General features: G+C 67.8%; 13 protein-coding genes. 9 read left to right on the forward strand and 4 right to left on the reverse strand.

Annotated elements, in window-relative coordinates; all coding sequences use genetic code 11:
* Positions 1-111: 111 nt before the first annotated feature.
* From H2040_RS12905 to H2040_RS12915, 3 genes are all read right to left on the reverse strand, one after another.
* A complete protein-coding gene (locus tag H2040_RS12905) occupies positions 112-750 on the reverse strand; it encodes a DsbA family oxidoreductase (protein WP_287157929.1) in 639 nt (212 codons plus the stop codon).
* 58 nt (positions 751-808) lie between these two features.
* Positions 809-1264, reverse strand: a complete 456-nt coding sequence (locus tag H2040_RS12910; RefSeq protein ID WP_287157930.1) for a hypothetical protein — start codon at positions 1262-1264, stop codon at positions 809-811.
* Between the two features lie 95 nt (positions 1265-1359).
* Positions 1360-1680 carry a 2Fe-2S iron-sulfur cluster-binding protein gene (locus H2040_RS12915; RefSeq protein ID WP_022698321.1) on the reverse strand — a complete coding sequence of 107 codons (321 nt, stop codon included), beginning with the start codon at positions 1678-1680 and terminating at the stop codon, positions 1360-1362.
* Positions 1681-1788: 108 nt separating this feature from the next.
* Between H2040_RS12915 and tsaE the strand changes: the two genes are divergently transcribed.
* From tsaE to trxA, 6 genes are all read left to right on the forward strand, one after another.
* The gene (gene tsaE / locus H2040_RS12920; RefSeq protein ID WP_287157931.1) at positions 1789-2250 is read left to right on the forward strand and encodes a tRNA (adenosine(37)-N6)-threonylcarbamoyltransferase complex ATPase subunit type 1 TsaE; all 462 of its coding nucleotides are present in this window, start codon (positions 1789-1791) and stop codon (positions 2248-2250) included.
* On the forward strand, positions 2237-3319 hold the full coding sequence (locus H2040_RS12925; protein WP_287157932.1) for an aminoglycoside phosphotransferase family protein: 1083 nt from the start codon (positions 2237-2239) through the stop codon (positions 3317-3319). Before tsaE ends, H2040_RS12925 begins: the two co-directional genes overlap by 14 nt.
* Entirely contained in the window at positions 3316-4035 is a 720-nt protein-coding gene (locus H2040_RS12930; RefSeq protein WP_287157933.1) for a nucleotidyltransferase family protein, read from the forward strand. The genes H2040_RS12925 and H2040_RS12930 overlap by 4 nt, the downstream gene beginning before the upstream one ends.
* A 5-nt stretch (positions 4036-4040) precedes the next feature.
* The gene (addB, locus tag H2040_RS12935) at positions 4041-7073 is read left to right on the forward strand and encodes a double-strand break repair protein AddB (RefSeq protein WP_287157934.1); all 3033 of its coding nucleotides are present in this window, start codon (positions 4041-4043) and stop codon (positions 7071-7073) included.
* Entirely contained in the window at positions 7070-10609 is a 3540-nt protein-coding gene (gene addA, locus H2040_RS12940; RefSeq protein WP_287157935.1) for a double-strand break repair helicase AddA, read from the forward strand. Before addB ends, addA begins: the two co-directional genes overlap by 4 nt.
* 79 nt (positions 10610-10688) lie before the next feature.
* Entirely contained in the window at positions 10689-11027 is a 339-nt protein-coding gene (gene trxA, locus H2040_RS12945; RefSeq protein ID WP_022698315.1) for a thioredoxin TrxA, read from the forward strand.
* A gap of 85 nt (positions 11028-11112) precedes the next feature.
* Here the strand turns inward: trxA and H2040_RS12950 are convergent, their stop codons facing one another.
* Entirely contained in the window at positions 11113-12015 is a 903-nt protein-coding gene (locus tag H2040_RS12950; RefSeq protein ID WP_287157937.1) for a hypothetical protein, read from the reverse strand.
* A gap of 84 nt (positions 12016-12099) precedes the next feature.
* Between H2040_RS12950 and H2040_RS12955 the strand changes: the two genes are divergently transcribed.
* From H2040_RS12955 to H2040_RS12965, 3 genes are all read left to right on the forward strand, one after another.
* Entirely contained in the window at positions 12100-12762 is a 663-nt protein-coding gene (locus H2040_RS12955; RefSeq protein ID WP_287157938.1) for a Fe2+-dependent dioxygenase, read from the forward strand.
* A gap of 296 nt (positions 12763-13058) precedes the next feature.
* Positions 13059-14729, forward strand: a complete 1671-nt coding sequence (locus H2040_RS12960; protein ID WP_287157939.1) for a glucan biosynthesis protein — start codon at positions 13059-13061, stop codon at positions 14727-14729.
* A 38-nt stretch (positions 14730-14767) separates the two neighbouring features.
* A partial coding sequence (locus H2040_RS12965; RefSeq protein ID WP_287157940.1) for a glycosyltransferase occupies positions 14768-15562 on the forward strand: 795 nt, incomplete at its 3' end.

Genomic DNA, 15562 nt, shown 5'->3' on the forward strand with positions numbered 1-15562 from the left:
GCCAGCGCCAGCGCGGCGGACAGGGCGAGGATGGATCGGGTCAACATAAGCAACGGCCTCTTGCGGGCGTGAACGGGTTAAACGGATTTTACGGGCGGCGCGGGCCGGGGCTCAAGCGGCCTTGCGGGCCTTTTCGATAATCCCGATGAGGGTTTCAGGCTCCTGCGCGCCGCTGACGCCGTACTGGCCCTCGAATATGAAGGTCGGCACGCCGGAAACGCCCAGGCTGCGGAAATAGTTTTCCTCCGCCCGCACCTCGCTCTTGTCGCGATCAGTGGCCAGCAAATCCGCGACGATTTTGGAATCGAGCCCGGATTCGCCCGCGATTTCGCTGAGCACCGCCAGATCGCCAATATCGCGCAGTTCGTCGAAATAGGCGCGGAACAGCGCCTCCACGACCGCGTCGCCCTTTTTCTGACCCTGCGCCCAGCGGATCAGCCGGTGAGCGTTGAGGGTGGAGGGGCGGACGGTCAGTTCGGAGAAGCGGAAATTGATGCCCGCGTCCGGGGCGGCGGCCTCCAGATGCTCGCGCATCCGGGTGAAGCGGTCGTCCGGGCCATCGCCGAACTTGGCGCGCATATAATCCTTGTAGGCGGTCCCGGCCTCCGGAACCGCCGGGTCTAGCTCATAGGGCCGCCAGGTGATTTCGGCGGTCTCGCCGCTTTGCTCAAGCGCGGCCTCAAGCCGCTTCTTGCCCAGCCAGCACCACGGGCAGACAACGTCGGAAACAATATCGATGCGAACAGTCATGACGCCCGCGACCATGCCTCAGGGGCGGCGCGGGCGCCAGTCATGCCGGATGCGGGTCTCAGGACGCGCAGGATTGCCGCGCGTCTTCAAAGGCGTCCAGCGTGTCGGCGTGCATGTCGCCTTCATAATCGACCGCCATGGCGGCCGCGCCTTCCGTGTCGCCGGTATAGGAGGCGGTCAGATAGGCGGTCTGGTCGGTCTCCAGCCGGTCATAGATGCAGGTGCACGCATCGGCGGTCTGGTCCAGAAGGCTGGTGCAGATGCCGGCAAAGCGCGTGGCCGGATCGGATTCATTGACGCCGGAAGCCTGCATGGAGGCCGGCGCGGAAGCGGGCTCTTCCGCCGTCATGGCGTCGCCGGACATTTCGGCGCTGGAATCGGTGTTGGAAGCAGCATCCCCGGCGGCGCTGTCGTCCATCTCGCTCATGTCGCTGATGCCGGACTCGTTATCATTGCCGCAGGCGGCCAGCGCCAGAATTGACAGGACCGAGGCGGCGTAAAGATGGGCTTTCATGGCAGTCTCCTTCCATACGCGGAGACATTTGCGCCCCGCGGAAGCCAGAGAAACGCCGCGACACGCCGAAAGGTTCTTCGATTTTTGGAAAAAAACTAGCCCTGCGTGCGGGGCAGCTTGACGGTCAGGCCGTCCAGATCGTCGGTCACCGGGATCTGGCAGGACAGGCGGGAGTTCTCCTGAACCTCCTCGGCGAAATCCAGCATGGACTGCTCCATCGCCTCCGCCGCGCCGACCTTTTCGCGCCATTCCGGCTCCACATAGACGTGGCAGGTGGCGCAGGCGCACGCGCCGCCGCAATCGGCGTCGATGCCGGGCACCAGGTTGCGGATGGCGGCTTCCATGACCGACATTCCGGGCTGGGCGTCGACTTCGTGGCGTTCGCCGTCGCACTCGATATAGATGATCTTGACCATATTCACGCAAATAGATGGGTGGGTGCGGGCCGATGTCGATAGTCGGGCCTGCGCGCCCATGCAAGCCGCCCGTCGCATTTACGCCGCGCACGCGCTCTAATGCGCTGTATGGAATCAGCGGAAAAGACCATTGAACTGGCGGATGAACAGGCGACCGAGGCGCTGGGCGCGGCCATCGCCGCGTGCCTTGCGCCCGGCGCGGCGGTCACGCTGACCGGCGATCTGGGCGCGGGGAAGACCACGCTGGCGCGGGGCGCGGTGCGCGCCCTGCTGGGTCAGGTGGAGGTTCCCAGCCCCACTTTCACGCTGGTCCAGACCTATGAGACGCCGGGGTTCGAGCTGTGGCACGCCGATCTCTACCGGATCGAGCATGAAGACGAGCTGGACGAGCTGGGGCTGGAGGATGCGTTCGAGGACGCGGCCTGTCTGGTCGAATGGCCGGAGCGTCTGGGACCCCGCCTGCCGGAGCGGCGTCTTGACGTGAGGCTTTCCTTCGCCGAAGGCGGAGGACGCCGCGCGGCTCTGACCGCGCACGGGGAATTCTGGGTAGGACGACTTGAACAGATCTGAACGGGATGCGGCGATCGCCGCCTTCGTGGCGGAGGCGGGCTGGGGCGATGCGGAAATCGGCCCGCTGGCCGGCGACGCCTCGACGCGGCGTTATCTGCGCCTGACGCGCGGGGCTGAGACCGCGGTGGTAATGGATGCGCCGCCGGGCGCGGAGGCGCCGGCCTGCCCGCCGGACGCCGGGCTGCAGGCGCGCAAGGACCTTGGCTATAACGCGCTGGCGCGTCTGGCCGGCCCGCGCGGGGCGGCCTATGCCGGGCTGGCGGACTATCTGGAAAAACAGGGCCTGTCGGCGCCGCACATCCACGCCGCGGACCTGACGCGGGGCCTGATGCTGCTGGAGGATCTGGGCGACAAGCTGTTCGCCCGGCAGATGGCGCAGGGCGCGGACGAGCGCGAACTGTATCACGCCGCCGCCGACGCGCTGGCCATGGTGCATGACCGCAAGCCGCCGGACGCGGTGGAATATCAGGGCGAGACGTGGCCGCTTCTGACCTATGACGACATCGCCGCCATCGCGGAAGCCGACCTTCTGTTCGACTGGTACCTGCCCTGGCAGGGCGCGAAACTGGACGCCGAAGCGCGGCGGGGCTGGGAAGCGGCCTGGCGCGAGGTCTTGGCCGAAGCGCCGGGCGGGTCGGTTCTGACCCTGCGCGACTATCACGCGGAGAACCTGCTGTGGCTGGATGACAGGCAGGGCGCGGCGCGCGTCGGCCTGCTGGACTTTCAGGACGCGCTGATCGGACACCCGGCCTATGACCTTGTTTCGCTGGCCGAGGACGCGCGGCGCGATGTCTCGCCCGCCATGCAGGCCGATATCATGGACCGCTATTGCAGCGCGGCGGGCATCGCCGACCGCAAGAGCTTCGAGAGCGCCTACGCCATCTGGGGCGCGCAGCGCAACGCCAAGATCCTGGGCATTTTCGTGCGCCTGACGCAGCGGGACGGCAAACCGCGCTATCTGGACTTCCTGCCGCGGGTTGAGGCCTATTTCCGCCGCGACATGGCGCATGAGGCGCTGACCCCGGTGCGGCAATGGATGGAGCGCCACGCGCGGGAGCTGATTGCATGAAGGTGACGCGCGCCATGGTGCTGGCCGCCGGCATGGGCCGCCGGATGCTGCCCTTGACCGAGACCACGGCCAAGCCGCTGATCACCGTGCAGGGCAAGGCGTTGATCGATTACGCACTGGACCGCATGGCCGATAACGGCGTCGAGCGCGCCGTGGTCAATGTCCACCACTTCGCGGACAAGATCGAAGCGCATCTGGCGCAGCGGACCGCCGCGCCGGCCGTCGATATTTCCGACGAGCGAGACGGCGTGCTGGAAACCGGCGGCGGGCTGGTCCGCGCGCGGCCCCTGCTGGGCGAGGCCCCGGTCTTTGTGACCAATACGGACGCCATTTTCCGCGCCGACGATCCCGCCGCGAAAGGCTTTCCACAACTGACCGAGGGGTTCGATCCGGCAAAAGAGGACGCCCGCCTGCTGCTGGTCCGCAAGGACCGGGCGCTGGGGCTGGACACCGCCGGCGACTTCCATCTGGAGCCGGACGGGCGGCTGCGGCGGCGCGGGGCGGAGGGCGGCGCACCCTATTATTATACCGGCACGCAGGTGCTGAACCCGGCGATCCTGGACGGCTGGCCGGAAGAGAAATTCTCCCTCAACGAAATCTGGAACCGCAGCCTTGAGGCCGGGCGCCTGACCGGCGCGGTGTTCGAGGGCGACTGGCTGCACGTGGGCGATCCGCAATCGCGGGACGAGGCGGAAACCCGATTGAGGGCGGCCTGACGGGCGTGAGCGGCCTGTTCGCCATCCCCGGACCCCGCGTCTATTCCATCCCGCCCTCCGCGGCGTTTCTCGACCGGCTGGCGGCGGCGGTGTGGGACGAGGCGGGCCGCGACCCGATGCGCCTCACAGACTTCACCGTGCTGCTGCCAACAAGGCGCTCGGCGCGGGAGTTTGCCGACAGCATCCGCAAGGCGGCGGGCTCAGCCGCCCTCACCCCGGAAATCCGCACCATCGGCGATATCGACGCCGATGCCCCGCCCTTCGAACCCGGCTCGACGGCCGCCGATTTTCCGCCGCCCTGCCCGGCCGGTCTGCGCAGGTTCGAGCTGGCGCAGCTGATCGCCGCGCTGGACGCCCGCAAGGGCCTCGCCCCCGACCCGGCGGCCGTTATCGCCGCAGCGGGCGAGCTGGAAAGCGTGCTGGACGAGCTGGCGATTGCGGAGATTGAGGATCTGTCGCCGCTGGAAGACGGCATCGACCGCCTGCCCGAACATCTGCGGGAGGCGGCGCATTTTCTGGAGATCGTCGGGCAATTCTGGCCGGCGCGGCTGCAAGAGCTGGGCTATGCCGATCCGGGGCGCCGCCGTTCCGCCATGCTGCACGCGCTGGCCGATGAATGGAGGGCGAAACCGCCGGACCACCCGGTCATCGCGGCGGGCTCCACGGGCTCCATCCCCGCGACGGCGGCGTTGCTGGGCGTGATTGCCGGACTGCCTCAAGGTTGCGTGGTGCTGCCCGGTCTGGACGCGGACCTCGACGACAAGGCGTGGAACAAGATCGACCCGCAGCACCCCCAGTCCGGCCTCAAAAGCCTGCTGGACCGGATCGGCATGACGCGGGAAGAGGTGAAGGCGTTTCCCGGCGTGCGTGAGGACGCCCCGGCCCGCCGCCGCCGGCGTTTCGTGAACGAGGCGCTTCGCCCGGCCGAGGAAACCGCGGACTGGCTCTCCCGGCTGGAGCGGCTGTCGGAGCTGGAAAATCTGGACACCGCGCGCCTGACCGCGGACGCGCTTTCCGGCGTCTCGCTGATCGAGGCGGAAACCCCGGAGGGCGAGGCCGCGTCCATCGCGCTGGCGCTGCGGGAGTTTCTGGAGGCCGAGGACGGCACGCACGCCATTGTAGTCACGCCCGACCTTTCCATCGCGGCGCGGGTCAGCGCGCGCCTGAAACGCTGGGGCGTGGAGATCGACTCCTCCGCCGGGTGCCCGCTGCGCGAGACGGCGGCGGGGGCGTTCCTCAACCTTGTGCTGGCGCTGGCCGAGGACCCGCATGACCCGGTGGCGCTCGCCGCGGTGTGGAAACACCCGCTCTGCGCCCTTGGCATGCCGCGCCCGCGCCTGCGGGAACTGGCGGCGCGCGTGGAGAAACGGGCGCTGCGCGGGGTGCGGCCCTCTGATCGGGATATTCTGAAAACCCGGCTGACCAGCAAGGAGGGCGCGCTGGACGAGCGCGCCTGGGCGCTGATTGAGGCGACGGACTCCGCGCTGGCCCCGCTGCGTGACGAAGCCCTGCAAAGCGCCGCCGATTTCGCGCGGGCGCTGGGGCAGAGCGTGGAGGCGTTCGCACAGACCGGGGAGGCCGAAAGCGGCAAGCGCGGCTGGGCCGGACCGGCGGGCGACAAGGCGGCCGCGCTGATCCGCGACCTGATGAACGAATCGGCGGCCCTGCCCGCGATGGACCTCTCCGCCTTCGCGCGCATCGTTTCCCTGATGAGCGAGGAGCGCACGGTGCGCGAACCGCCGCCTGATCATCCGCGCCTGCAGATCATGGGGCCGCTGGAAGCGCGGTTGCAGCAGGCCGACATGGTGATCCTCGCCGGGCTGAACGAGGGGACATGGCCGACCCTGAAGCGCGCCGAACCCTTCTTCTCTCAAGCCATGCGCAAGGATCTGGGCATGGATCCGGTGGAGCGGCGCATCGGCCTGTCCGCGCATGACTTCGCGCAATTGCTGGGGGCGCCGCGCGTGATCCTGACGCGCGCCGAACGGGTGGAGGGCGCGCCGTCCGTCGCTTCCCGCTGGCTGTGGCGGCTGAAAACGCTGGCGCGCGGGGCGCTGGGCGAAGAGGCGGCGAACGAGGCGCTGGCGCCGGATTCGCCCTATACGGACTGGGCGCGGCGCATCGACCACCCGGCCATGGATGAGCTGGCGCAGATCCCCGCGCCCCGCCCCTGCCCGCCGGTCGAGGCGCGGCCGCGGCGCATATCGGTCACCGGGGTGAAGACCTGGGTCCGCGATCCCTATTCCATCTATGCCCGTGACGTGCTGCGCCTGAAATCGCTGGACCCGCTGGACAAACCGCCGGGCGGAATGGAGCGCGGCAACGCCATTCACGACGCGCTGGAAGATTTCCTGAACGCGCATATGGACGATCTGCCCGCGAACGCGGCGGACAGGCTGACCGCGCTGGGCGAAGCGAAACTGCACGAGGCGGGACTGTCCGATGCGCAGATCGTCGCGGAAATCCCTCGCGTGCGCCGCGCCGCCGAATGGTTCGTGGCGCGGGAGCGGGAGCGCCGGGGCGTCGGCTATGCGCCGCTGCTGATCGAGGCGAAGGGCTGTATTGAAATCGACGCCCCCGCCGGGACGTTCACCCTGACCGCCCGCGCCGACCGCATCGATGCAGGCCCGCTGGGCCCGGCGGTCATCGACTACAAGACCGGCGCGGCGCCGACCGCCAAGGTGGCGCGGCTGGGCTTTGACCCGCAACTGGCGCTGGAGGCGGCAATCCTGGCCGAGGGCGGCTTCCCCGGCGACAAAAGCACCGCGCGGCAGGCGCCGCAGAGCCTTCTCTATATCCGCATCCGGGGCGGGCGTTCGGTCGGCGAGATGCGGGAGCTGATCGACGCGGACCATGACGGCGAGAGCCTGATGCGCGCCGCCCGCGAGGGGATCGGGGAGCTGATCACGCGCTTCGACGCGACCGACCAGCCCTATCTCTCCCAGCCGCGCGCCCAGTACGTGAACGAATATGGCGATTATGACGACCTCGCCCGGCGCAGCGAATGGGCCAGCCAGGCGGAGGGAAGCGGCGAATGAGCGATCCCGTCATCCTCGCCACCGAACGCCAGCGCGCCGCCGCCGATCCGGCGACCGACGCTTTCGTCATCGCCAATGCCGGGACGGGCAAGACCAAGGTGCTGGTCGACCGGGTGACGCGCCTGCTGCTGCGCGACGCCAAGCCCGACCGCATCCTGTGCCTGACCTATACCAAGGCCGCCGCCTCCGAGATGCAGGAGCGGCTGTTCACCCAGCTGGGCGACTGGTCGGTCACCGATGACGAGACCCTCGCCGCCGCCATCGAGAAAGTCACGGGAACCGCGCCGCCGAAAGATGATCTGGCCAAGGCGCGCCGGCTGTTCGCGCGCGCGCTGGAAACGCCGGGCGGGCTGAAGGTCCAGACCATCCACGCTTTCTGCGAGCGCATCGTGCGGCAATTCCCGGTCGAGGCGGGCGCGCCCACCGGCTTCCGCGTTCTGGAGGAAGCCGAGGCCGCGCGCCTGGCGTCCGACGCGCGCGCCGAGGCGGCCCGCGCCGCAATGGCCGATCCGGACGGCCCGGCGGCGGAGGCGTTCCGCATCCTGGCCGAACGCGTCGACGACATGACGGCGGAGTCGCTGTTCAAGGAGATCGCCGCCAAGCGCGTGAAGCTGAATGCAGCCCTGACCGTGCTGGGCGGATATGAGGGCGCGCGGGCGGCGGCGTTCGCACGACTGGGCGTGGAGCCGGGCCTGACCGCGGCCCGCATCAAACAGGCGCTGTGGGACGCCCTGCCCCGCGACGCGCTGCAACGCGCGCACTCAGCGCTCAGCGCCGGCGGCAAGACGGATGTCAAATGCGCCGAAGCGTTGAACGCGCTGTTCGCCGCGCCGGACGCGGACGCCGCCTTCGAAGCCTTGCTGGCCGCCTGCCTGACCGGGGGCGGCGACGTGCCCGCGCGGGGCGTCGGGACCAAGGGGGCGCGGGAAGCCTGTCCGGAGATCATCGATTTGTTCGGCGATCGTGACGCCCCGGGCTCTGTCACGGAAAGCCTGCTGATGGCGCGCGACCGGCTGGCCCGGCTGAACTGCGCGGAGCTGACGGCGGGCGTTTATGCGCTGGCGGACGTGATGATCGCCGCGTTCGAGCGCCGCAAGCGGCTGATGCGGGCGCTGGGTTTCTCCGACCTGATCGAACATGCGCGCCACCTCCTGACCCTGTCGGACGCGCGCGAATGGGTGCGCTACAAGCTGGATGGCGGCATCGACCACATCCTGATCGACGAGGCGCAGGACACCGCCCCCGACCAGTGGAAGCTGGTCGACGCCCTGACCGAGGAATTCTTCGCGGGCGAAGGCGCGGCGGAGTTGGACCAGACCCTGTTTGCCGTCGGCGATGAGAAACAGTCCATCTATTCCTTCCAGGGCGCCGAGCCGGCGAAATTCCTGGAACAGACGCAGGACTATATCGGCCTCGCCGCCCATGCCGGCCGGCGGGCCGAACAGATTCCGATGGAGACCTCTTTCCGCTCCTCCCCCGCCATATTGCAGGGCGTGGACGCTGTGTTTGACGGGGAAACCGCCGCCGCCCTTCTGCCAGACCGGCCGCCGGGCGGGGATATTGCCCGCCACATGTCCGGCCGCGCCGACCGGGAAGAACGCCGCGGCGCGGTGGAGCTGTGGCCCGCCACGCCGGTGCCGCCGGAGCCGGTGGAGGAAAATCCCTGGGCCCCGGTGGATGCGCCAAGCCCGGACAATGCGCAGGAAAGGCTGGCGCGCGAGATCGCGGCGCGCGTGAAAGCCTGGCTGTATGACGGGCTGGAGGTGTGGGAGCGCGGGCGCGGCTATCGCGCCGCCCATGCCGGGGACGTGATGATCCTGATGCGGCGGCGCAGCGGCTTCTTCTATGAGGTGATCCGCCAGCTCAAGGGCGCGGGCGTGGAGGTGGCCGGCGCGGACCGTCTGAAACTGACCGGGCAACAGGCGGTGCGGGACCTGCTGTCGCTGGCGCGGTTCGCCCTGCTGCCCGAGGACGATCTGTCTCTGGGCGAAACCCTGAAGAGTCCCCTCTTCCATCCCTGCAACGCCGATGCGCCGCTCGTCGATGACAACGCCCTGTTCGATCTCTGCCACCCGCGCGAGACATACGCCTCCGTCTGGAGCGCGCTGCAGGACACAGGCGATCCGCGCCTGACCGAAGCGAAATCGGTTCTTGGCGAGGTTCTGGCGACGGTCGGTGTGGCGACGCCCTTTGCCTTCTTCTCCAATCTCCTGAACCGGCTGGGGCCGGAAGGGCAGAGCTTCCGCAAGCGGATTCTGCGGCGGCTGGGGCCGGAGGCGGAGGACGCAATTGACGAATTTCTCAGCCGGGCGCTCAGCCATGAAGGGGCGGACGCGCCCTCTCTCCAGCGTTTCGTGTGCGAGATGGAAGCCGATTCCAGCGACGTGAAGCGGGAGCTTCTCCCCGGTCAGCAGGCGGTCCGGGTGATGACCGTGCATGGCTCCAAGGGGCTGGAATCGCCGGTGGTCATCCTGCCCGACACCACCCAGACGCCGAAAAATCGCGGACTGGGCCTGATGGAGGACGAAGCGTGCGGCTATCTGTTCTCCCCCTATAAGAGCGAGGACGCCGGACCGGCCGGCGAACTGCGCAAGGCGCAGGAACAGCGTGATTATGGCGAGTATCTGCGCCTGCTCTATGTCGCCATGACGCGCGCGCAGGACCGGCTGGTCGTTTGCGGTTACCGCCACGGGCGGCGCGGCAAGGAAGGCGGCCCGACCGAAGAGGGACGCATTGACGAGGACAGCTGGTACCGGCTGGTGGAGACCGGCCTGTTGCGCGCGGAAGCGGAGCCGATGGACACCCCGCTGGGCGGGGGCCTGAGACTGGGCGAGATCGAACGGACCATTGCCCGCGAGGCGTCCCCGGAGACAGCCGCGGCCCTGCCGGGCTGGATCGCCACCGCCGCCGCGCCGCCGGAGCGCCGCGCCCAGAGCGTAGCGCCCTCACGGCTGGGCGAGGACGAAGCGGCCGGGACGGAGCGGCCCGGCTTCTCCCCGCTGGAGGACGAAACGGGGCTGCGCTACCGGCGCGGCAATCTGATCCATAAATTGCTGGAGCTGCTGCCCGAAATCGAACCCGAACGCCGCGACGGCGCGGCGGAGGCCTGGCTGGACCGGCAGCCCGATCTGGACGCACAGGCGCGCGCCGATATCCGCGCCAGCGTGTTCGGCGTGCTGGACGATCCGGCGTTTGCCAAAGTTTTCGGCCCGGGCTCGAAAGCGGAAGTCGCCATTGTCGGCGAATCCCCGGAACTGCCCGCCGGGCAGTCGATCAACGGTCAGATCGACCGGCTGATCGTCACCGATTCCGAAATCCTGATCGTGGACTACAAGACCAACCGCCCGCCCCCGGCAAAGGCGGAGGACGCAGACCCGGCCTATATCCGCCAGCTGGCCGCCTATCGCGCCGTGCTGAGGGGAATTTTTCCCGGGCGGGCCATTTCCTGCGCCCTACTATGGACCGAATCTGGCACACTGATGGAGCTTCCCGCAGCCATGCTGGACGTCGCGCTGCCCGCACGTCCGGCGACTTGACGGGGTGAAAGGGCATACATACCTGTCTGCCCACGCCGCGGCGGTCTGCGGCCAAAGAATTTGAACAAGGAGGTTCGCAATGGCGACCAAGAATGTGACCGACGATTCCTTCCAGTCCGACGTTCTGGAGTCCTCCGGCCCGGTGCTGGTGGATTTCTGGGCGGAATGGTGCGGCCCGTGCAAGCAGATCGGCCCGGCCCTTGAGGACATCGCCAACGAAATGGATGGCAAGGTCACCGTCGCCAAGGTGAACATTGATGACAATCCGGGCGTGCCGACCAAGTATGGCGTGCGCGGCATCCCCACCCTGATGCTGTTCCAGAACGGCCAGGTCGCCGGCACCAAGGTTGGCGCCATGCCCAAATCCAAGATCAGCGAGTGGATCGAGGAAACCGTCGCGGCCAACGCCAGCGCCTGAACCGGAGCGCGCGAGCCGCCAGACAGAATAAAGGCCGGAGCGGCGATCCGCTCCGGCCTTTTTCTTTGGCGCTCGGGCTTTGCCTTTACAGGCTGGCCGCCGCGTCCGTGGCCGCATCGCTGGCCGACATCACGTCCGCCGCCGGAACCGGCGGCGTATCCGGGCGCTGGCCGTTCGGGTAAGCCTGTCCCAGCAGGGACAGCGCGCTCTCGAACGTGGTCAGCGCCTCGGCGTCCGCGCTCTCGATGGCCGGCAGGGCGGTTTCACCGCGCTTTTCAGCGGCCTTGAACAGGCCATAGCCGTCCAGATAGGCGTGGCTGTCTTCGGCGCTGTTGAGCGCCAGTTGATATTGCAGGGCCGCGCGCTCGATCAGATCGCCAAGGATCTCGCCTTCCACGGCAGCCTGGGTCGCCTCGCCTTCCGGCGCCACGGCCGCCGCCTCGTCGAGCTGAGCCAGGATATCGTCGATCGCGGTGCGGATTTCCGCGTCCTCCGCGCCGTCGAAATGCAGCATCGCCGCGCCGTTCAGCGTCTCGTACATGTCCGGGCCGCCCGCTTCCTGCAGCACCGGCTCGAAATCCAGATAGATTTCGGAAATCGGATGGGCCAGCAGCTCCGCCGTCGCGCCGCGGTCGCCCGCCTCCAGCGCGTCGATGGCGGCGTAATAATGGGCGCGCATCACGTCGATGGCGGTCAGGAAGACCACCGGATCGGTGGCCGCGGCCTGCGGATCGATGCCGAACTCGCCGCCGGAGCCGCCTTCGCCCTCGCCTTCTCCTTCACCCTCGCCTTCGCCAACGACGGAAGAGGTCTCGGCTTCGGCGGGCGCGGTATCCTGCGCCGGCGCGGCGTCGGCCGGGGTTTCGGTGGCCGCCGGTTCGGCGGGGGCGGCGTTCTCGCCGCTGTCGCCGCAGGCGCTGACGCCGCCGGCCAGCAGGGCCGCAGCGCCGATGGAGGTCCACAGACGGGTTTTCTTGCGAATGGGCATGAGAAAATTTCCTTCGATATGATTGCATTCGGGCCGCGCGGCGCCAGACTGCGAGGCCTAGCGCACCTGCAAATCATTCGCAACATGATCCTGATACTCGACAGCATCCTTTCCGACGCCGAGCTGAAAACGCTTAGCGACACACTCTCCACGCGCGAGGGGTTCCAGTCCGGCAAGGCGACCGCCGGCTGGGCCGCCAAACCGGTGAAGAATAACCTCCAGACCAGGGCCGGGGCGCGTTCGGACGGGCTGAAGCGCATCGTCGAGGCCGCGTTGATGAAGCACGAAGTCTTCAAGGCCGCCGCCCAGCCCAAGCGGATCGTCCGCACCGTGTTCAGCCGCTATGAGGCCGGAATGGCCTATGGGACGCATATCGACGATGCGATGATGGCCGGCGCGCGCACCGATCTCTCCTTCACCCTCTTCCTCAATCCGCCCGAGGACTATGAGGGCGGCGAGCTGGTCATCGAAAGCCCGGAGGGCGAGGCCGATATCAAGCTGCAGGCCGGGCAGGCCGTGCTTTACCCCACCCAGCGCCTGCATCATGTGGCGGAGGTGACCTCCGGCGCGCGGCTGGCGGCGGTGGGGTGGGTGCGCAGCCTGGTGCGCAGCGCGGAACAGCGTGAGATGCTGTTTGACCTGAGCCAGACCGTTCAGAAACTGCGCAATATCGACGGCGCGAACGATGCGCTTCTGAAGGTGCTCAAGACCAAGGCCAATCTTCTGCGCATGTGGGGCGACGACTGAAAGCCGCGCGCCGGCGATCGTGTTTCCGGTCCCGAGCGGTTCAAACTCTCGTCTTATTTGTCTATTCATCTGCGCCGGGCAGGGTCAGGGCGTCAAACCTGATCCACGCTGCGGGCCGTGAGGGACAGATCATGCTGCAAGCGCGAATATTTCCGGCGGGCCGCCGGCGTATCAACACGGGCGCGCGAAAGATCGCCTTGTTGTTGCCGCAGCTTGCGTCCATACACATATATGCTGCGGCGCAACATGACGCCGCGATTGATGCGTGCGTCAGGCAGACTCGGCAAGGCCGATAGATGAACCAGAAAATTATATATTCGGTCGTTCTAGCCGTTCTCTTCGCCGGCCTTGTCCTTGCCGGGGTGATGGTGACCCATCAGCGCAATACGTCGACGGACGCGGCGCCGCCGGAACAGGCCGCGCCGGAACCCGCCCCCGTTCAGCCCGCCCCTGCGGAGGAAGAGACAGCCGCGCCGGAAAATACGCCGGTCGACGATGTGGTGCTGAACTGGGCGCGGCCCGTTCCCGCCGCGCCTGAGCCGCAAATGGCGTTCAGCGTGGTGGTGGAGAAAGCGCGCATTCTTGCCGAAACCTCCTATGAGGCCCCGGAATCCAGCCTGCCCGGATCGGTGACGGAGCTGAACTATGACGCCTATCGCCGGATCGAGTACCGGCGCGAAGCCGCCGACTGGGCCAATGGCGCCAGCCAGTTCCAGATCCAGTACGACCCGCAGGGCTTCCTGTTCAAGAACCCGATCAAGATCAATCTGGTTGAATACGGCGAAGCCGCCCCGCGCCCGTTCCGGCCAGAGGATTTCAATTTCTTCGACCTGCCCATCACCGAGGAAGACCGTCAGGCCCTGGGCTTCGCGGGCTTTCGCGTCACCACGCCGCTGAACGCGGCCGGCAAGTTCGACGATTTGATCAATTTCCGCGGCGCCAGCTTCTTCCGGGTGCTGGCGGCGGGCACCCATTATGGGGCGTCGGCGCGCGGCATCGCGGTCTCCACCGCCTCCACAAGCGGCGAGGAATTCCCGGCCTTCCGCGAATTCTGGATCCTGAAGCCCCAGCCCGGCGCCTCGGCCATTATTATCTACGCCCTGCTGGACGGCCCCAGCCTTTCCGGCGCCTACCGCTTCACCGTGGAGCCGGGCGGCCAGACGGTGGTGGATGTCGACATGGTGCTGTTCCCGCGCCGCGGCATTGCCGATTTCGGCATTGCGCCCATCACCTCGATGTTCGATTTCGCCCCGCACGACCCGGCGGACGGGCGGCAGGATTACCGGCCGGAAGTGCATGATTCAGACGGGCTGATGGTGCGCCTGCATAATGGCGAATCCGTCTGGCGCCCTCTGATCAATCCGCGGGAGCTTCAGGTTTCCGTCTTTGCGCGCCAGGCCCCGCTTGGCTTCGGCCTGATGCAGCGCCAGCGCCAGTTCGCCGCCTATCAGGACCTTGAGGCCGATTATCATCATCGGCCCAGCGTGTGGGTCGCGCCCAAGGGCCAGTGGGGCGACGGCGCCCTGACCCTGATCGAGATCCCGACCAGCAACGAATATAACGACAATATCGTGGCGTTCTGGCAGCCCTCCACGCCGCTGGAAAAGGGCAAGGCCGCGCGCTTCGGTTATCGCATGTACTGGGGGCTGGAAGCGCCGATGCATCCGTCCGTCCCGAAAATTTCGGACACGCGGGCCGGGATGGTCCCGGACTCGAAAAACCGCCTGTTCGTGATCGATTTCCAGAGTCAGGACTGGCCGGCGCCCGAAGCCATGGCGGCCGAGGTTTCCGCGTCCAGCGGCGAAATCCTGAACAAGCAGATCGTCCGCAACCGCGAAACCGGCGGCCTGCGCCTGACCTTCCAGCACAAGCCCGAAGGCGTGCAGAGCGCCGAGCTTCGCGCCCAGCTGACCCGCGCCGGACAACCGGCCAGCGAAACCTGGCTCTACCGGTGGACGCCGCGGTGACCCTCGACAGCCCGCGGCCGCCCGAGGCGCCGCTTTCCATGCCGGCGCAGTCCTTCGCGAAAAAGCCGGACAAGCGGCATGGCCTGATCCCCTCGCGCCGCTGGCGCAAGGCGGCGGTGGGCGTGGCGGGCGTCGCGACCTCCGTCTGGGGCACGGCGGAGATGTACCGGGTGCTGGATGTGGCGGGCGTCACAACGCTGGAGTGGATCCTGCTGGCGCTGTTCGCGGTCAATATCTGCTGGATCGCCTTTTCCTTCGCCAGCGCCACGTTCGGCCTCGCCGCCGCGCTGGCCGGCATGCGCTCACGCCGCAAGGCGGATGAAACGAACGCGTCTATCGAGGGCCGCACGGCCATCGCCTTCCCGATCTATAACGAGGAAGTGCGCCGGGTCTTCGCGACCGTCGCCGCGACCGCGGAGACGTTGAAAGACGCGCCGGGCGCGTTTGACTGTTTCATCCTCAGCGACACCACAGATCCCGAAATCGCGCTGGAAGAGGAAGCGGCTTTCCTGAAGCTGCGGGAGCGCGGCGCGGACAATGTCTATTACCGCCGCCGCACCATCAATCGCGCGCGCAAGGCCGGCAATATCCACGATTTCGTCAGCCGCTGGGGCGGGCGCTATGACTATATGATCGTGTTCGACGCCGACAGCTATATGGAGGCGGACACGATCCTGAAGCTGGCGCGCCGCATGGAGGCCGCGCCCGATATCGGCCTGATCCAGACCGTGCCCAAGCTGGTCGGCGGCGAGACCCTGTTCGGCCGGGCGCAGCAATTCGCCTCCTCCCTCTATGGCCCGATGCTGGGCAGCGGCATCGCCTGGTGGGCGCAG

Source organism: Euryhalocaulis sp. (assembly GCF_013911995.1).
GTDB classification, from domain to species: Bacteria; Pseudomonadota; Alphaproteobacteria; order Caulobacterales; family Maricaulaceae; genus Euryhalocaulis; species Euryhalocaulis caribicus.

Bases quoted from the DNA above. Each gene is read 5' to 3' on its own strand.
- H2040_RS12905 (WP_287157929.1), bottom strand. From the start codon at position 750: ATGACTGTTCGCATCGATATTGTTTCCGACGTTGTCTGCCCGTGGTGC.
- H2040_RS12910 (WP_287157930.1), bottom strand. From the start codon at position 1,264: ATGAAAGCCCATCTTTACGCCGCCTCGGTCCTGTCAATTCTGGCGCTG.
- H2040_RS12915 (WP_022698321.1), bottom strand. From the start codon at position 1,680: ATGGTCAAGATCATCTATATCGAGTGCGACGGCGAACGCCACGAAGTC.
- tsaE (WP_287157931.1), top strand. From the start codon at position 1,789: ATGGAATCAGCGGAAAAGACCATTGAACTGGCGGATGAACAGGCGACC.
- H2040_RS12930 (WP_287157933.1), top strand. From the start codon at position 3,316: ATGAAGGTGACGCGCGCCATGGTGCTGGCCGCCGGCATGGGCCGCCGG.
- addA (WP_287157935.1), top strand. From the start codon at position 7,070: ATGAGCGATCCCGTCATCCTCGCCACCGAACGCCAGCGCGCCGCCGCC.
- trxA (WP_022698315.1), top strand. From the start codon at position 10,689: ATGGCGACCAAGAATGTGACCGACGATTCCTTCCAGTCCGACGTTCTG.
- H2040_RS12950 (WP_287157937.1), bottom strand. From the start codon at position 12,015: ATGCCCATTCGCAAGAAAACCCGTCTGTGGACCTCCATCGGCGCTGCG.
- H2040_RS12955 (WP_287157938.1), top strand. From the start codon at position 12,100: ATGATCCTGATACTCGACAGCATCCTTTCCGACGCCGAGCTGAAAACG.
- H2040_RS12960 (WP_287157939.1), top strand. From the start codon at position 13,059: ATGAACCAGAAAATTATATATTCGGTCGTTCTAGCCGTTCTCTTCGCC.